This is a genomic window from Rhizobium sp. KDH_Rht_773_N (genome assembly GCF_052946295.1).
Map to the genome: position 1 here is coordinate 152,734 of NZ_JBRFNB010000002.1, position 15,430 is coordinate 168,163.

Below are 15,430 nucleotides of genomic sequence, written 5' to 3' on the forward strand. Positions count from 1 at the left end.
ACTTTCCGACCGAAAAATTGCACAAATCGAACATGGGAACGGGAGGAAGCCCATGACGCGATACGTACCGACCTATGAGCTCTACGGCGAAACATCGGGCAAGGAGCCCGATTTCTGGCTGCACTGCGAGACAATTCCCTCGCGCAGCAGCCTGCATCATTGGGAGATCAAGCTGCATCGGCACGCGAGTTTCTTTCAGATATTGTACATCGATGCCGGCGCAGGCGATGCCATTTTCGGTGATCGGAGCCATGCCATCCAGCCGCCGGCGGTCGTCACCGTTCCTCCGGGGCTCGACCACGGCTTTCGTTTCTCGCGAGATATCGACGGTATCGTCATCACCATGCTGAGCGCCAATCTCAGCCACCTTCCCAGCGACCGCAGCCGGCTCGGCGAGTGGCTTGCAGCCCCGCGCCTGACGGCGCTTGATCCAGATGATCCCGACGCCGCCTATCTCATGCAGAGCCTCAAGCGGCTCGGCGAAGAATATCGGAGCAACCGCAGCGGTCGCAGCGAGCTTCTTGCCTCCTATGTCGCCCTGGCGCTGCGGCTGACGGCGAGAATCTCCTACCAGGAGGATGTCAGCCAGTCTCCCGCCGATGAGAACGAACAGCGGATGGAGCAGCTGACCGGCCTTATCCAGCGGCATTTCCGTTCGCACAGACCCGCTTCGTTCTACGCCAGGGAAATCGGCGTTTCGCCGACCCATCTCAACCGCATCGTCCGCTCGATGACGGGAAGGACCGCCCACGACCTGATCGCCGGCAAGCTCGTCGACGAGGCCAAGCGGGAACTGGTCTTCACGCTGGCGAGCGTCCAGGAGATCAGCTACCGGCTGGGCTTTGCCGACCCGGCCTATTTCTCACGCTTCTTTCTCAAACATGCAGGCGAGACGCCCAAGGACTGGCGCAAACGGCAGAAAAGCAGCCTGGAGCGCGCCTAGGCCGTGCGGCGGGCCGGCGTCCCCTGCAGGAACTCCTCGATGAAGCGCTTCTGCAGCAGGATACCGTCCCATTCATCGGCAAAGAACGGCGAGTCGTAGATCAGCGTGTAGGGACCGGCATAACCAGCCTCTTCGCACATTTCCAGGCAATGGCGGTAATCTTCGGCATCAAGTTCGGAGGCATTGTAATCGGCCTTGGCATGGCAGATTTCGGCACGGCGCATGATATTGGCGAGCCCTTCATACTTCGCCGGCGCCGCCCAGTTCCCCAGGTCGCCGTTCAGCCCGATCTTGCCGTCGAGTTCATCGAGCAGCCAGTTCATTTCCTTCGGTGAGGGCAGAAGCGCAAACCAGTTTTCGGTGACGACGCGCACGCCGCTTCCCTCCGCCTGCCCGGCCAACCATTTCAAATGTTTTGCCGAACGCTCGAGATTTTCCTCGTTCGGCGCCTGCTTGCCGGCGATGACGCGGATACGCTCGGCACCGAGAGCTTTTGCGATATCGATCCAGCCGGCAATCCAGCCGATATCACGCTCCGCGGTCTCGGGATTGCTGGGATCGCCATCCTCGACGAGGAGCGTCTGGAAAAGGATGTTCGAGGCTTTCAGCGCATCGCGGAATTCGGCGAGATAGGAAGCATCGAGGCTCGGCAGGTGGAAGGAGCAGACCTCAAGCCGGCCAAACCCACGCTCGGCCAGCATAGCGGGTACATCAAGGAGGTTCACGGTGCCTGGCCCGTAAGGCTCCTGGCGCGCAGCACTTTTCTGCGGATCGGGACTATGGGGGTAGGTTGGCCCCAGCATCCGGTGAAGCGACCATGTGGAAACCGCAAATCGGCCGTTCTGCAAAACCTGCATCATTCAACTCCTCCCATTTCCTCGGGAGGAGATTGGCAAGAATGGTGCGCGGCATCAAGCCCGCAACGGCCTAGATCCGTTCGCCGCGAATGACAGTTTCCGCTGCCAGCGAGACGGCGAGCAGCGCCTCGTCCCGGTTTGCCGGGGCCGACAACAGGAAACCGACCGGCATGTCCGCCTCGCCCGTGCCGCAGGGAATGGAAACGCCGCACCAGTCCAGGAAATTGCCGAGCGCGGTGTTGCGCAGGGTCTTGCCATTGGTGGCAACGAACAGTTCGTCGTCCCGTTCCAGCGCAGCAATCGGCGGCGCGACATGGGCGACCGAAGGGAAGGCGACCAGGCGGCTGCCGACCAGCCGCTCCGTATCGGCGACCAGCCGGGCACGCGCGGCAAGAATGGCGATATAGTCGGCCATGCTCGTCTTCTCGCCAAGTCGAGTGCGCATGACGACGCGGTGGTCCATGCGCGCAGCTTCCGGCCCCGCCAGCCGCTCGCGGTGAAGAGCAAAGGCCTCGGCAGTGACGAGCGCACCATGTTTCGTCATCAACGACAGGATCTCGTCAAAGGCCGGGATTTCGATCGGGCTGATATGCGCGCCAGCGGCGCGCAGCCGCGAAATGCCGCTTTCGAAGGCGTCCGCAACACCCGAACCCAGACCGTCAAAGACGACATTCCGGGGAATGACGATCTCGACGTCCTGCAACGGTCGCCGGGCGACGGTCGGCATCGTCAAACCGCGCATGGCGGCATCGATCCAGACGGCGTCCTGCACCGAGCGGCAGAGAGGGCCCAGCGAATCGAGGCTCGTCGCCAGCGGATAGACGCCTTCCATGGCGTAGCGGCCGCGGGTCGCCTTGTAGCCGACGATACCGTTCAGGGCGGCTGGAATACGCACCGAGCCGCCGGTATCCGTGCCCATGGCGACCGGCACCAGGCCGGCGGCGACCGCCACGCCCGCGCCGGACGACGAGCCGCCGGGAATACGCGGTTCGTCCTTGCTGTGGGGATTTTCAGGCGTGCCGTAGTGGGGATTGATGCCGAGGCCGGAGAAAGCAAACTCGCTCATATTGGTGCGGCCGACCGCCACCATGCCGGCATTCTGCAGCGTCGTGACGATGGCGGCGTCCCGACTTGCCGGCGCATTGTCGGCCAGAACCACCGATCCGGCCGTTGTGGCAAGACCCCTGACGTCGAAAAGGTCTTTCCACGCGATCGGAATGCCATCGAGAGCACCGAGCGAACGACCGTCGCGAACGCGTTTCGAAGACGCATGCGCCTCCCGCATCGCCCGCTCTCGCAGCAACACGGTGAAGACGGCCTTGTCGGCATATCGATCGATTCCGTCGAAGATCGCCTCCGCAACGTCGACCGGATCGGCCTTGCCGCTCTGGATGAGCAGGGAAAGCTGAGCGATGGACATCGCACCGAAAGTAAGGGGCATGGGGAGAGTCCTGTGGATATCACACAGGATTTACCGCCTATCGTTTCGCAGGACCAGCCCTTGCACGGCTTTTCACAATGATTGGTACGATATTGTGAACACTGAGTTTGATTTAGCACCCTTCAATTTACCGCAGTTAAGACACACATGCGGTGCTGCACGCGGGGAGCGGACAGGCGCGCCACAAGCTTGCCTTCCCAAGCCGCATCCCAGTGCATTGCAGGAGACTTGAAATGACACAATCTGAAACTTGGACCTCCGGTCACCAGGATATGGTGCACCAGCATGTGAAGGAGGACGTGAGTTCCGGCGAAGCTGAACGCGACTACGCCGACCACGTCAGCGCACAGAAGCTGTCGGTCCTGGAGCGGGTCGTCGTCGTGGGTGCCCTCGTACTGCTGAGCTTTGTCGGCTTCACAGCACCTTCGGCACAGACATCGACGACCGATCCGATGACGACCTCGGCTATTGAAGAGCCGACACCTCCGGGTGATAGTCTGGTACCGCACCACCAGCGCTACGGCCATTGCCGTGAAACGAGCCCCTACGCAGACAAGGTCTGCTAAGAGCCACAGCGATTTTCGCCGGGCATGGAAATCTTTCGTCTGACGTGCATGAGAAGCATAGAAAAGGGAAAGAGCCATGACCGGTGACATAGATTACGACCTCCACCGCTTCATCGACGCGCAGAACGGCATCTACGAACAGGCTCTTGCGGAGTTGCGAGCCGGTCGCAAGCGCTCTCACTGGATGTGGTTCATCTTCCCCCAGATCGCCGGTCTCGGAACGTCTTCCATGGCGGAGAAATATGCCATTCGCTCCGCGGAGGAGGCCTCAGCCTATCTCGGTGATCCGATCCTCGGCAGCCGCCTTTTGCGCTGTGTCGAGGCAATCCTCTCCGTCAACGGTCGAAGCGCTCACGATATCATGGGCTCCCCGGATGACCTGAAGCTGCGTTCGTCCATGACATTGTTTGCCGCGGTCAGCGATCACGGCTCGCCCTTTCACAAGGCGATCGATCGCTTTTACGACGGAAAATTCGACGAACGGACGATTTCCATCCTGAGCGCCGGCAAGGATTAGCCGGGGGAATGCTCCAGCGCGGCAATCTCCTCGGAGATTTCCTCGATGCGCTGTTTCAGCTCGTTTTCCGTACCGTCATCCACTTCTTCCTCGCCGAAGCAATAACGCGCGTCGTACAGTTCGAGCTTGGCTTCAAGCTCGGCACGTCTGGCATATAGGCGCCGGAGATAAGTGTAGTTCATCTCTGCCTCCAGATTGCTTCCAGATCAGCAGAAAAACGGCCTGGCAACCACAAGGTTCCCTCGCCGCGTCGATCTCAGCCGAAGGCGGAGATCGCCACGTTGCAGGCCTTTTCGAAATGACAGGAACAGCCGCCATCCGCCATGGCCTGGCGGGTGACGCGCGCGCCTTCGAGCAACAGCGTCAGCGTATCGGCCAGAAGTTCCGGCTCGCGCGCGCCGGCTGCCACGCACAGCGCCGCGAGGCGGTTGCGCTGCATCGCCTTGTGGCGCTCGATCAACTCGTGTGCCGGATGGCCTTCGCCCTTCAGTTCGATAGCGGCATTGGCGAGATCGCAACCTGCCGGCTCGCCGTTCAGACAGTGCGCCCGGTTCTCGACCCAGGCAAGCAGCTGGCCGCGGGCATCGCCGGGATGGGCTGCCTCGAGATCGCGCCATATGCTCTCGGCCTTTTCGGAGGCGCGGCGCAGTGTTTCGCAGACCAGCTCGTCCTTGGAGCCGAAATGCCTGTAGAGGGTCATCTTGTTGGTGGCCGCCGCATCCGCAATGGCATCGACGCCGATGCCGCGAATGCCCCGCTCGCGGAAAAGCTCCGAAGCGGTCGAAACGATCCGCTCCCGCGGAGGGATTCGATCGTCTGAAACAACTGCGGAGATTTCGTTCAATGATTCTGCTTTTTTCGCGGACGAAGTCCTTGACATCGATGTGACCGATCGGTAACAAGTCTATTGTTACTTACCGGTAACACCACTCTCTGCAGAAGTCAATGCCAGGAGCGTTTGGCAGCGGGCGTGGAACACGGGCGACCGCCCACGAAAGGAGGACTGCACCATGAGAAAGACCAGAGAAGACTTGACCATTTCCGAAGCCCTTCGCGACCCGCTGATCGCCATGGTGCTGCGCGCCGATGGCGTGAAGCTTGACGATTTCAAGCAGCTCCTTGAGACGGCCGCACGTAAACGCGAGCCGCGTTCCTCCACGGTGAGCGATATGATCGGGTCCTTTGCCAGCCGCGCCAATCTGCCGGCGATGCCCTGCTTCGGCTGATCTGACCGCTGGCCTCAACAAGGCCCGATCGGCACTGGGGTTAAGCCCTGCCCCAGACGGGCTGCCGCTAGCAAGCGGCAGCCCTTGCGATATGGCGATACCGGTTCACGCTTGTCGCTCCCGTCAAGACGGACCTGTCCGATGGCAACCCTGACAATCCGAACGGTTCTGCCGCCCGCGGTCAGGCGACGCTCGCCGCCGGCGACGCCGTCATCATGACGACGCCCACCGGCGGTGGCTTCGGCAGGCCGCAGAGGGGGCGCCAGCTTGCCGCCGCTGACCGCCATGCCTGGCCGGAGACATAGCCTGCATCCGATCAGCCGGTACCTGCTCTGATGAAACAAAACTCGCACTGCGGCTGGTTGTTCCGGCATAAGCTCGGGACGTATTGCGCCGGCGAGCGATCGCGCATCGGACGGCGGTTTTTGTCTCCAAAGATTTTGGGATTTGCTTCGCGAGCCGCTATGCCATAGTAATGTAACAGGTTCGCGTGATATCAGAGGTGCGTTGAATTGGACGGCAAAACATCCCCCGCAGTCTATCCCGAAGACGAAAGCCAGGCTGAAGAGAACGGCGCCAAGGGTGCGCGCCGCGCGCGCGTCAGCGGCATCGACCGTGCGCTGCAGGTGATCGACCACCTCTATGAAACGGGATCGCCGGCGGGCGTCTATGCCATTGCCAAGGCGGTGAAGGCACCGCTTTCGACGGTCTATGTCATCGTTGACGATCTTGTCGAAAAGAACATGCTGACACGCCAGTCCGACGGTTCGATCTGGCTCGGTTCGCGGCTCTACCATTACGGCCTTGCCTATGCCCGTTCGCTCGATTTCATGAGCGTTGCCACGCATGAAATGCATGACCTTTGCCGTCAGGCCGGGGAGACTGTACAGGTGTGCGGCCGCGACGGCGACTACATGCTGGTTCTCGCCATGGCGGACGGTCCAAGCCATTTTCAGGTCGCCTCGCGCGTTGGCACACGCGTACCGCTCAACTGGACGGCATCCGGCCGTCTTCTCGTCGGCCATCTGCCGGAAGAGGAGCGCATCGAACTCTTCAAGCGTTGCGCCCGCTCGTCGCCGACGGGGCGCGCCGAAATCGACGCGGCAACCCTGTCTGAAGCGGCGGGTAAAGCCTTCGAATCGCGCCTGTCCATCCAGGCTGGCGAATCCGACTATGCGGTCGCCTGCATCGCCTCACCAATCTGCGATCGCGACGGCCAGTGTGTTGCCACCATTTCCATCGTTCTCCCGGAGCAGAAGGCCTTTTCGGACGAAAGCCACTATACCGCGCATGTGCGCAGTTCTGCCGAACGCATCGAAAAGCTGATGGGCTGGCGCGGCCACTGAGCTCTGCCTAAAGGGGGCGAAGCGCCGCCATCTTCTCGAGATCGGCCCTGGCGCCCCGCGCTACCGGCTTATTCGCCCGCCAGATAAGGCGGCTCCTTGTTCGCGTAATATTTCGCCGCCGCGTCGATTTCCTCCGGCGTCATGGCGCGGGCCACATTGCGCATCTGGCTGCTGATATCGTTCTGGCGCGAACCGGATACGAAGGCCAGAAGCTGCGTCTTCAGGTACAATTCCGACTGGCCTTCCAGCCAGGGGCTGCCGAGCTTGTTCTCGATGCTCCCGTGGCAGGAACCGCAAGGCGCGATGCCGCGTGTCGGCGCGCCGCTGGCGACGATCCGCGGAACGGGATTGCCGCCGGGCGGATGGAAACCCGGCAGTCGCGGCAGGTAGGAATAATATGCGGCCAGGTCCTGCATGTCCTGCTCGGTCAGCTTCACGGCAAACGGGCTCATGACCGCGTTGACGCGCACACCGTCCTTGAAGTCACGAAGCTGCTTGTAGATGACGCTTGCATACTGACCCGCAAGATTGGGAGAGTCGGCGCGGCTGACGCCGGTCGGGCCATGACAGATCGCGCATTGCTGGGCCAGGGTCGCGCCTCGCCCGATCGCCTCCTCGTCCCGCTTTCTCGGCACCGCCGTCGCGACCTTGACCAGGGACGTCCTGTAATCGGGCTTGACCGTTTCGGAAGGCGCTCCCGGTCGCGGCAATCCGGCGGCCCGGCAGATGGAATCCCAAATGCCGGCCACCTGCTCTCCTGCTTCCAGGCGCGGCAGCAGCACGAAACCCAGACCTGCCGCGACGACGAAGATCCCGGCCGTGAGGCTGACGCTCGCGACTGTCCAGCGATTGCGGAAGCTGATCAGTTTTTCCCCGGCCATCACCGTTCTCCGACATAGACTGCAGGCACGGACGTATCGTCACGGACGGCAAGCTGAAGAATTGGATATCCATAATTCGTGATGGTCAGCCCGATCATGAGCGCGATCCACAGCCCATAGCTGTTGAGTGCCGCAGGCACCCGGGTCGGCGGATGAACAGCAACCGCGAAACGATATTCCTCGGCCTGTTGCGGCTCTGCAAACTGCGTACGGACCAGAATGGCGATGAAGAGAATGCCGGCCGCAACCAGAATGAACCCGCCGAATGCCGAGAACACGACGGACAAAGCCTCGTTGGCAAGCGCCGGATCCGTATAGTCGAAGAACGACATTCGGCGCGGCATGCCAAGGATGCCGACATAGTGCCAGGGGAATGTCGTCACGATCATTCCGATGAACCACAGCCAGAGCTGCAGCCTGACGAGCCGGAGGCTTGCGATCGGGCGACCGGTCAGATGGGGCCAGAGATCGTAGGCGATCGCAAAATACATGATGACGATCGCGCCGCCGAAGATGAGATGAAAGTGCCCGGTGATCCACTGCGTATTGTGGATCGACGCGTCGAGCTGGTAGCTCATGTTGATGAGGCCGCCCGCACCGCCGAAGCCGAGCATGATGAAGGAGAACGTCACCGCCAGCATGATCGGATTGCGCCAGGGCAGCACCTTCAGCCAGCCGAATATGCCCCGGCCGCCCCGCGCGCGGGCGGCAATCTCCACCGACGCACAGATAGTGAAAACCGTAAGCAGCGTCGGCAGCGCGACGAGGGCCGTAAAGGCGGAATGGATGAACTTGAAGCCTGCGCCCACCTGCGGATCGGCAAAGGCGTGGTGGATGCCGATCGGCATTGCGACGACCAGGAACAGAATGAAGGAAATCCGCGCCATCGTATCGCTGTAGATTCGCCCGCCGATCGAACGCGGGACAATCGTATAGTAAGCGATATAGGTCGGCATCAGCCAGAAGTAGACGATGGCATGCAATGTCCACGAGAAGAACACGCGGGCAAGGCCCGCATCGATCGTCGACTTGAAGCCGAGCGCCACCGGAATGATCTGCAGCAGAAGCTCGAGTGCTGCCCCGACCGCAGTCCAGCCCCAGAGATACGATCCGGCGACATTGGCAAACATCGGCAGCGGCACCGGAACACCGGGATTGACCTTTTTCCAGGCCGCGAGATTGACGGACATCAGCGCCACCCAGATCCAGGAACCGACGACGACCATCACGACGCCGATGTAGTAGAAGGGACTTCCGATCAGCGGCGGGTAGAAGGTGTAGAGAACAGAAGCCATGCCCAGGGCCACCGGGATCATCGCGATGACCGAACCGACGGCGATCAGCCAGAATCCGGCCCACGCCCAACGCACGCCGATCAGATGCTGCTTCAGGGAGGACTCGCTGATCGCATAGCCGAAGGCCATTGCCACAAGGGTCGGGAACACATAGCCCATGACGGTGCCATGCGCCGTCAGCAAGCGGTAATACCATTCCGGGTTGTTGACCCAGGGCGACAAGGGGCTGCGCACATACATCTGCCAGGCGCCGAGCAGCAATGCGACGCCGAATACCGCAAAGGCCAGCCAGAAATGCGCGAGGATCAGTCTGCGATTATGGAGCACAGGAAAGCCTCCTCTTGTCCGCCATTTCCGAGAGGAACTGTTGCTTGTCCACGACCTTCACCCTTGCCCACATGCCTTCATGGCCGACACTGCAGAACTCCTGGCAAGGCATCAGGTGGTCGCCCGGTGCTGCGAAACTCGCTTTCTGGACCGAGACGTAGCCCGGCACCAGCATCGTGTTGATGTTCGTGCCCTGAATGAGGAACCCGTGCACCACATCTGCGCTGGTCGCGCGGAATGTGACCGGCGTTTCCGCAGGCACCACGATGCAGGGCGGCGAGAAGGAATATTGCTGGCCGATGGCCCGTACCGTTACCGAGCCATCGGATTCGATTGCGCTGCCGAGATTGGATTCGACGAACTCGCCCGCGAGATGGATCGTGGTCGGGTCGATCGTCTCGACGGTCGTCTGCGGCATCGTCGCGTTGTGAACACCGGCATAAGCCGCCATTCCTGCCAGAAACACGATGATGAGGACTGCAACGGTCGCCCAGCGCCGTTCGATGCGCTCGGAAACTGCCACTGCCTGGTTATGCATATCGGTCATCAACCGCTCCTGGGCACGAAGACAAGCAGATAAAAAAGGATCCACATGAGAACGACGATCGCGGTCGCGATACCCGCGACGACGACGGCACCACGCGGCCCTTCGGCGACGATCTTTTCGACGAGAGCATCGTCAGGAGCGCCTGCAGGATCTTCCGAATTGATCATGACGTCCTCATTGGAGTGGAGCGGAACGGAGTTTGTTTGCCTCGGCCGCACTGACCGGCGTGCCGCGATTGCCCCAGGCCGTCCTGATGTAGGACACCACCGCGGCGACCTCGTCATCGGACAGCGTCACGGCAAAGGGCGGCATGCCGTGCGGCATGGGGTTCTTTTCCGTCGCCGGCGGATAGCCGCCGTTCAGCACCATGCGGATGCCATTGACGGCCGATTCCATCTGGATCGACTGGTTTCCGGCGAGCGGCGGATAATGCGGCGGCCGGCCTTCACCCTGGGCGCCGTGGCAACTGGCGCACTGCTTGTCATAGACGGACTTGCCGAGACTGATGAGAAGGCTCGCCTCCTCGGTCCTGACAGATGATCGAGGCGGCGTCGGCTCATCCTGCGCGATGCTCTTGAGGTAGACTGCCATGGCGCGGATATCCTCGTCCGTCATGTACTGGAGGCTGTTGAAGACCACTTCCGCCATCGGACCGTAGACAGCGCCACGAGTCGAAATGCCCTTTTGCAGGAGATCGGAAATCTCCTCGATCGACCATTCGCCCAGCCCGGCCTCCTTGTTGGAGGTCAGCGACGGCGCATACCAGTCCTGCATCGGGATCAGCCCGCCCTGGAAAGCTTCCGATTCACGGCTTCCGCCGAGCGCATTGATCGGCGTGTGGCACATGCCGCAATGTCCGAGACCTTCGACCAGATAAGCGCCCCGGTTCCATTCGTCGGATTGCTTGGGATCCGGCTTGAACTCGCCCTCCTTGAAGAAGAGCGTCCTCCACCCGAGAATGAGGGAGCGGTTGTTGTAGGGGAAGTCGAGTTCATGCGCGCGGTTCGGCTGACGCACGGGCGCGATCGTCTTCAGATAGGCGAAGATCGCGTCGCTGTCCTCGCGCGTGACCTTGGTATAGGAGGCAAACGGCATGGCCGGATAAAGCAGGCCTCCATCCGGGTAGCGGCCATGATGCATCGTATTGTAGAAGTCGTCGGCGGACCATCTGCCGATGCCGGTCTCATCCGGCGTGATGTTTGACGTATAAAGCGTGCCGAACGGTGTCGGCATGGCGCGGCCACCCGCGAAGAGCTTGCCTTCGGGCGCCGTGTGGCAGGCCACGCAGTCTCCGGCGCGCGCGAGATATTCCCCCTTTTTGACCACGTCGGAGGGAGCCTGCTGCGGGGACTGCGCTGCAACCGGCGACAGAGCTGCCGCGAGTGCCAGCATCGACGACAGGGCGAGGGCAGACAGAACTTTCATATATGCGCTCATGGCTTGTTGCCCTCCGGCTGGCTGCCGCATGCGAAAGGCAGGGAATAGGATCCCGCAGGAGACGGCGCGGGATCTGCCGGCTCGGGCTGATTGGCGAGATAGGCGGCGACGGCACGCACGTCGTCTTCGGTCAGGTGCCCGGCCACGAGTTGCATGCAGTCGGGCGCAATCGCCGTGCGCGTGCCGTAGCGCCATCCGCCGAGCTGCGCGCTGATATAGCTCGCCCGCAATCCGAGCAGGCCGGGAATTCCGGGCGCCTGTCCGGTCAGCGCGCCGCCGTGACAGCTCACGCAGGCCGGAATCGAACGATCGAGGTCGCCCTGCGTGACAAGCGCGTGGCCATGATCGAGGACCGTCTGGCTGACGTCAGGCGGAGATTGCTCAGGCAGGGCCGGACGCTGGTCGGCAAAATATTCCGCAAACTGTCGCAGATAATCATCGGTCAAATAGGCGAGCAGATAGTTCATCGGCGGATATTTGCGCCGGCCGGATTTGAAGGCTTCCAGCTGGTTGTAGAGATATCCGGCCGGCTTGCCCGCAAGCCGCGGGAAATAGGGGTCGTTCGTGCCCTTCCCTTCCACCCCATGGCAGGGCGTGCAGGCTTGGACGCGCTCCGCCATATCGGCCGGATAGGGTCTGGCTTCCTGGGCAGAGGCAAGACTTGCGCCCAGGAAGAAAAGACAGCATGCCAGGAAGGCCTCTCGTATGGGCACTACGTTTCTCCGAAGCACAATCACAGAACAGCGAAAATCTCGTTGGGCGGAGCCCAGAAAGGCTTGAAATCTACGAGCTGGAGAATCTGTCTCCGGTCCGCGCCGAATAAGTAGCCGTATTCGGCTGCCCTCGCCTTGACAGAAGTCAAGAAAGCGGACGATCTGCTTGACATTAGCGATTTTTTCATGGGGTCAGGCGACCTGCCGGAGGTCGCCTGTCTGGAAAGGAGAGCGGATCGAAATCCCTCAGCCTTCGAAGATCGACCAGGCCATGTCGCGCAGATGGTCCGGATCGGCGATCGCATCGACCGTCGATATCCGGTCACCCTCGAAGCTCAGCGTCAGCACAACGCGCAACTGACCCTCGATGAAGACAACGAGGCCCACTTCGTCGTCAACAAGCGCCACTCGTGCCGACGTCGCCCGTCCCTTGAAGCTTTCGGCGACGGCAGCGGCGCCGCGAAGCGGAACGACGTTGCCGAGACGGGTGGCGGCTGCATCCGGCCGGAACACGGCGTCCGGCGCAAGGACTGCGATCAGCCCCTCGATATCGCCGTTGCGGGAGGCGATGAGGAAGGCTTCGGCGATACTCCGCTTGCGCGCGAGATCGACGTCCGGGGTTTCCGGCTGACCCTGCACCCTGCGGCGAGCCCGGCTGGCAAGCTGGCGGGCGGCGGCGGCACTTCGCCCGATGACCGTGGCAATCTCTTCAAAGGGCAGATCGAACATGTCATGCAGCACGAAGGCGACGCGTTCGGCTGGCGAAAGGGTTTGCAGGACGACGAGCAGCGCAAGGCCGACCGAATCGGCAAAGGCCGCTTCCCGTTCCGGATTGCTGGCGATATCGACGATCGCGCCATGCGCCGGCAGGTCGAGCGGCTCTTCGCGGCGTGTCTTGCGCGAGCGCAGCATGTCGAGGCAGATGCGTGCCACGACCGTCGTCAGCCAGCCGCTGAGATTATCGACATCGCTCCTGTCGGATCGTGTCAGGCGCAGCCACGCCTCCTGGACCGCATCCTCCGCCTCCGAGCGGGAGCCGAGCATGCGGAAGGCGACAGCCCGCAGATGCCCGCGGTTCGCCTCGAATTCGTCGGCCAGCCATTTTTTCTCGCCCATCTGCCCATTCCTCATCCTGTTGCGTCAAAGACCATGACGAACGGAAGCGGGACGATGTGACAGGAAAGGCATCACATCAAGCCCGGTGAAATTTTGCCGGCGACTTGACCTGCCGCGTTTTTCATTGGCTGATGGCGCGCCTATCCCTCCCAATGGTGTTTCCCGATGTCCCTCCGATTTGACAGTTCCAAACAATATGCCGCCTTCCTGTTCGACATGGACGGGACGATCCTGAGTTCGACTGCGTCGGCAGAACGCGTCTGGGGGCGCTGGGCTGCGCGACACGGGCTGGATGTGGAGAAATTCCTGCCGACCATGCATGGATCGCGCGGGATCGACACGATCCGCCGGCTGAACCTTCCGGGTGTCGATGCCGAAGCGGAAGCGGCGGAGATCACCGAAGAGGAAATCCGCGACGTCGAGGGCGTCGTGGCATTGCCGGGTGCCGCCGATTTCCTGGCTTCGCTTCCGCCGAACCGGTGGACGATCGTCACCTCCTCCCCGCGCCGCCTTGCGGAGCGGCGCCTCGAGGCCGCCGGCCTTCCTCTGCCGCAGGCGATCGTGACCGCGGAAGACGTGACGATCGGCAAGCCCGACCCGCAATGCTATATTCTCGGCGCGGAGAAACTCGGCTTCGCGACGCATGAATGCCTGGTCTTTGAAGACGTCGAAGCCGGCGTGAAGGCCGGGACGGCAGCGGGCGCCGATGTCATGCTGATTACGGCGGCAGGCCACAAACATTCGCTGCAAGGCTATCCCGAGATCGAACATTATGCCGACGCGACCGTTGTCATTGCTGACAGCGGCCACCTTTCAATCAAGTTCTGATTGCCTGCGGCGCCTGCCGGAAAGGAAGTGCCATGAAACCGGAAGTCATCTGCCTGATGATGTCGTCGCTCGACGGCGGCCTGCACCCGAGCAAGTGGACGGAAAGCCCTGATGGCGGCCGCAAGGAATGGACGGCGCTCTATCAGAAGGCGCATGAGGAACTCCAGGGCGATGCCTGGATCGTCGGGCGTATCACGATGGCCGAAATGGCGAAAGGCGAGCCGCATCCGCCGCAATCTGCCGGGGCGGTGGAACGGCCGCACCGTTTTGCCGATCGCAAGGCCGGCAGCTACGCGATAGCCCTCGACACGTCGGGCAAGCTGCATTTCACGCAGCCCGACATCGATGGCGACCATATCGTCGTCATCCTCGGCAATAGCGTGCCGGACCGGCATCTTGCGGAACTTGCCGCTGATGGCATCTCCTACATCGTCTCGCCATCTGCCGAGATCGACCTGGCCGCAGCGCTTGACGTGCTGGGGAAGGAACTCGGCATCCGCAAACTGCTGCTCGAAGGCGGAGCGGCGATCAACGGCGCCTTCTTTGCCGCGGGGCTGATCGACGAATTCCATCTGCTTGTCGCCCCGGCCCTGGACGGCAGCGGCGGCCAGCCTGTCGTCACCTTCGAGGGCGGACTGGCCGGCAGAACACAGCTCTCGCTGCTCTCGGCAGAGACGAAAGACAACGGCGCCGTTGCCCTGCGCTATAAGGTCCACACCCGACGGGGATGATGGAAATCGGCGGTACGCGTCTGAGCAGGCCCCTTGCCGCCCGAGGGGCAGCTGCCGCGGTTTGCTTCTCAGCTTTTTCCCCGTCCTCGTCACATTCTCTCATCTCGATCCGTCAACGCCATGACGAACGAAAGCCGGCAACCAGCGGGCTGCGCGTCAAACGGACCACGTTATCAGGAGATCGAACATGCAAGAGAGAATGGGAAATCCGGCCCTCGTCATCCCGGAAGCCATGCAGGCACTGAATGCGCTTGGCAAATTGCCGACCGCAGCCGGACTTGCGCCGGGATTTCTGGAAATCGTCTATCTTCGGGCCAGCCAGATCAATGGCTGCAGCGTTTGCATTGACGGGCATTGGCGCATCGCCCGCAAACACGGAGAGACCGACGAACGGCTCTTTGCCGTCGCCGGCTGGCGCGACGCGCCCTATTACAGCGATGCCGAACGCGCGGCACTGGCACTGACGGAGGCTGTCACCCGTCTCGGCGACCGCGCCGATCCGGTGCCGGACGAGGTGTGGGACGAGTGCACCCGCCATTACGACGGCAAGAGCCTTGCGGCCCTCGTCATCGCAATCGCCAATATCAACGTCTGGAACCGGCTGAACGTTGCCACCCGGCAGGTTGCAGGTCAGTGGAAGCCGTAACTGGCGGCTTGCC

General features: G+C 62.0%; 19 protein-coding genes. 8 read left to right on the forward strand and 11 right to left on the reverse strand.

Annotated features, from left to right (window positions below; all coding sequences use genetic code 11):
• Positions 1 to 52: 52 nt before the first annotated feature.
• Positions 53 to 943 (forward strand): helix-turn-helix domain-containing protein, encoded by an 891-nt coding sequence (locus ACU8HS_RS22645; RefSeq protein WP_447016241.1) that lies wholly within the window; start codon positions 53 to 55, stop codon positions 941 to 943.
• Here ACU8HS_RS22645 and ACU8HS_RS22650 read toward each other — a convergent pair.
• Positions 940 to 1,800, reverse strand: coding sequence for a sugar phosphate isomerase/epimerase family protein (locus ACU8HS_RS22650; RefSeq protein ID WP_447016485.1), 861 nt, complete (start codon positions 1,798 to 1,800; stop codon positions 940 to 942). The genes ACU8HS_RS22645 and ACU8HS_RS22650 overlap by 4 nt on opposite strands.
• A 70-nt stretch (positions 1,801 to 1,870) precedes the next feature.
• Entirely contained in the window at positions 1,871 to 3,241 is a 1,371-nt protein-coding gene (locus tag ACU8HS_RS22655; RefSeq protein WP_447016242.1) for an amidase, read from the reverse strand.
• A 272-nt stretch (positions 3,242 to 3,513) separates the two neighbouring features.
• Here ACU8HS_RS22655 and ACU8HS_RS22660 point away from each other — a divergent pair, with 272 nt between their 5' ends.
• Together ACU8HS_RS22660 and ACU8HS_RS22665 are read left to right on the forward strand one after the other, a co-directional pair.
• Positions 3,514 to 3,807 carry a hypothetical protein gene (locus ACU8HS_RS22660; protein ID WP_377312712.1) on the forward strand — a complete coding sequence of 98 codons (294 nt, stop codon included), beginning with the start codon at positions 3,514 to 3,516 and terminating at the stop codon, positions 3,805 to 3,807.
• A gap of 76 nt (positions 3,808 to 3,883) precedes the next feature.
• On the forward strand, positions 3,884 to 4,324 hold the full coding sequence (locus tag ACU8HS_RS22665) for a DUF1810 domain-containing protein (RefSeq protein WP_447016243.1): 441 nt from the start codon (positions 3,884 to 3,886) through the stop codon (positions 4,322 to 4,324).
• Here the strand turns inward: ACU8HS_RS22665 and ACU8HS_RS22670 are convergent.
• Together ACU8HS_RS22670 and ACU8HS_RS22675 are read right to left on the reverse strand one after the other, a co-directional pair.
• A complete protein-coding gene (locus tag ACU8HS_RS22670; RefSeq protein ID WP_112753916.1) occupies positions 4,321 to 4,506 on the reverse strand; it encodes a hypothetical protein in 186 nt (61 codons plus the stop codon). The two genes, ACU8HS_RS22665 and ACU8HS_RS22670, sit on opposite strands and share 4 nt — an antisense overlap.
• A 74-nt stretch (positions 4,507 to 4,580) precedes the next feature.
• Positions 4,581 to 5,204, reverse strand: a complete 624-nt coding sequence (locus ACU8HS_RS22675; RefSeq protein ID WP_112570269.1) for a TetR/AcrR family transcriptional regulator — start codon at positions 5,202 to 5,204, stop codon at positions 4,581 to 4,583.
• A gap of 130 nt (positions 5,205 to 5,334) precedes the next feature.
• Here ACU8HS_RS22675 and ACU8HS_RS22680 point away from each other — a divergent pair, with 130 nt between their 5' ends.
• Together ACU8HS_RS22680 and ACU8HS_RS22685 are read left to right on the forward strand one after the other, a co-directional pair.
• The gene (locus ACU8HS_RS22680; protein ID WP_112570271.1) at positions 5,335 to 5,550 is read left to right on the forward strand and encodes a hypothetical protein; all 216 of its coding nucleotides are present in this window, start codon (positions 5,335 to 5,337) and stop codon (positions 5,548 to 5,550) included.
• A 512-nt stretch (positions 5,551 to 6,062) separates the two neighbouring features.
• Positions 6,063 to 6,896 carry an IclR family transcriptional regulator gene (locus tag ACU8HS_RS22685; RefSeq protein ID WP_112570273.1) on the forward strand — a complete coding sequence of 278 codons (834 nt, stop codon included), beginning with the start codon at positions 6,063 to 6,065 and terminating at the stop codon, positions 6,894 to 6,896.
• A gap of 68 nt (positions 6,897 to 6,964) precedes the next feature.
• On the opposite strand, the gene ACU8HS_RS22690 is transcribed toward ACU8HS_RS22685, so the two are convergent.
• From ACU8HS_RS22690 to ACU8HS_RS22720, 7 genes are all read right to left on the reverse strand, one after another.
• Entirely contained in the window at positions 6,965 to 7,777 is an 813-nt protein-coding gene (locus ACU8HS_RS22690; protein WP_112753920.1) for a cytochrome c4, read from the reverse strand.
• A complete protein-coding gene (locus ACU8HS_RS22695) occupies positions 7,777 to 9,399 on the reverse strand; it encodes a b(o/a)3-type cytochrome-c oxidase subunit 1 (RefSeq protein WP_447016244.1) in 1,623 nt (540 codons plus the stop codon). The genes ACU8HS_RS22690 and ACU8HS_RS22695 overlap by 1 nt, the downstream gene beginning before the upstream one ends.
• Entirely contained in the window at positions 9,389 to 9,946 is a 558-nt protein-coding gene (locus ACU8HS_RS22700; protein ID WP_112753922.1) for a cytochrome C oxidase subunit II, read from the reverse strand. Before ACU8HS_RS22700 ends, ACU8HS_RS22695 begins: the two co-directional genes overlap by 11 nt.
• Positions 9,946 to 10,113: a hypothetical protein gene (locus tag ACU8HS_RS22705; protein WP_447016245.1), complete on the reverse strand. Its 168-nt coding sequence runs from the start codon at positions 10,111 to 10,113 to the stop codon at positions 9,946 to 9,948. Before ACU8HS_RS22705 ends, ACU8HS_RS22700 begins: the two co-directional genes overlap by 1 nt.
• Positions 10,114 to 10,120: 7 nt before the next feature.
• Positions 10,121 to 11,383 (reverse strand): c-type cytochrome, encoded by a 1,263-nt coding sequence (locus tag ACU8HS_RS22710; protein ID WP_447016246.1) that lies wholly within the window; start codon positions 11,381 to 11,383, stop codon positions 10,121 to 10,123.
• A complete protein-coding gene (locus ACU8HS_RS22715) occupies positions 11,380 to 12,003 on the reverse strand; it encodes a c-type cytochrome (protein WP_447016486.1) in 624 nt (207 codons plus the stop codon). Before ACU8HS_RS22715 ends, ACU8HS_RS22710 begins: the two co-directional genes overlap by 4 nt.
• Before the next feature lie 339 nt (positions 12,004 to 12,342).
• A complete protein-coding gene (locus ACU8HS_RS22720; RefSeq protein ID WP_447016247.1) occupies positions 12,343 to 13,212 on the reverse strand; it encodes a sigma-70 family RNA polymerase sigma factor in 870 nt (289 codons plus the stop codon).
• 165 nt (positions 13,213 to 13,377) lie between these two features.
• Here ACU8HS_RS22720 and ACU8HS_RS22725 point away from each other — a divergent pair, with 165 nt between their 5' ends.
• The 3 genes from ACU8HS_RS22725 (at position 13,378) to ACU8HS_RS22735 (ending at position 15,417) form a co-directional block, all read left to right on the forward strand.
• Complete coding sequence (locus ACU8HS_RS22725) at positions 13,378 to 14,040, forward strand: HAD-IA family hydrolase (protein ID WP_112703466.1); 663 nt, start codon at positions 13,378 to 13,380, stop codon at positions 14,038 to 14,040.
• Between the two features lie 32 nt (positions 14,041 to 14,072).
• Positions 14,073 to 14,771 (forward strand): RibD family protein, encoded by a 699-nt coding sequence (locus ACU8HS_RS22730; protein WP_447016248.1) that lies wholly within the window; start codon positions 14,073 to 14,075, stop codon positions 14,769 to 14,771.
• A 187-nt stretch (positions 14,772 to 14,958) separates the two neighbouring features.
• Entirely contained in the window at positions 14,959 to 15,417 is a 459-nt protein-coding gene (locus ACU8HS_RS22735) for a carboxymuconolactone decarboxylase family protein (RefSeq protein WP_112753928.1), read from the forward strand.
• Positions 15,418 to 15,430: the final 13 nt, after the last annotated feature.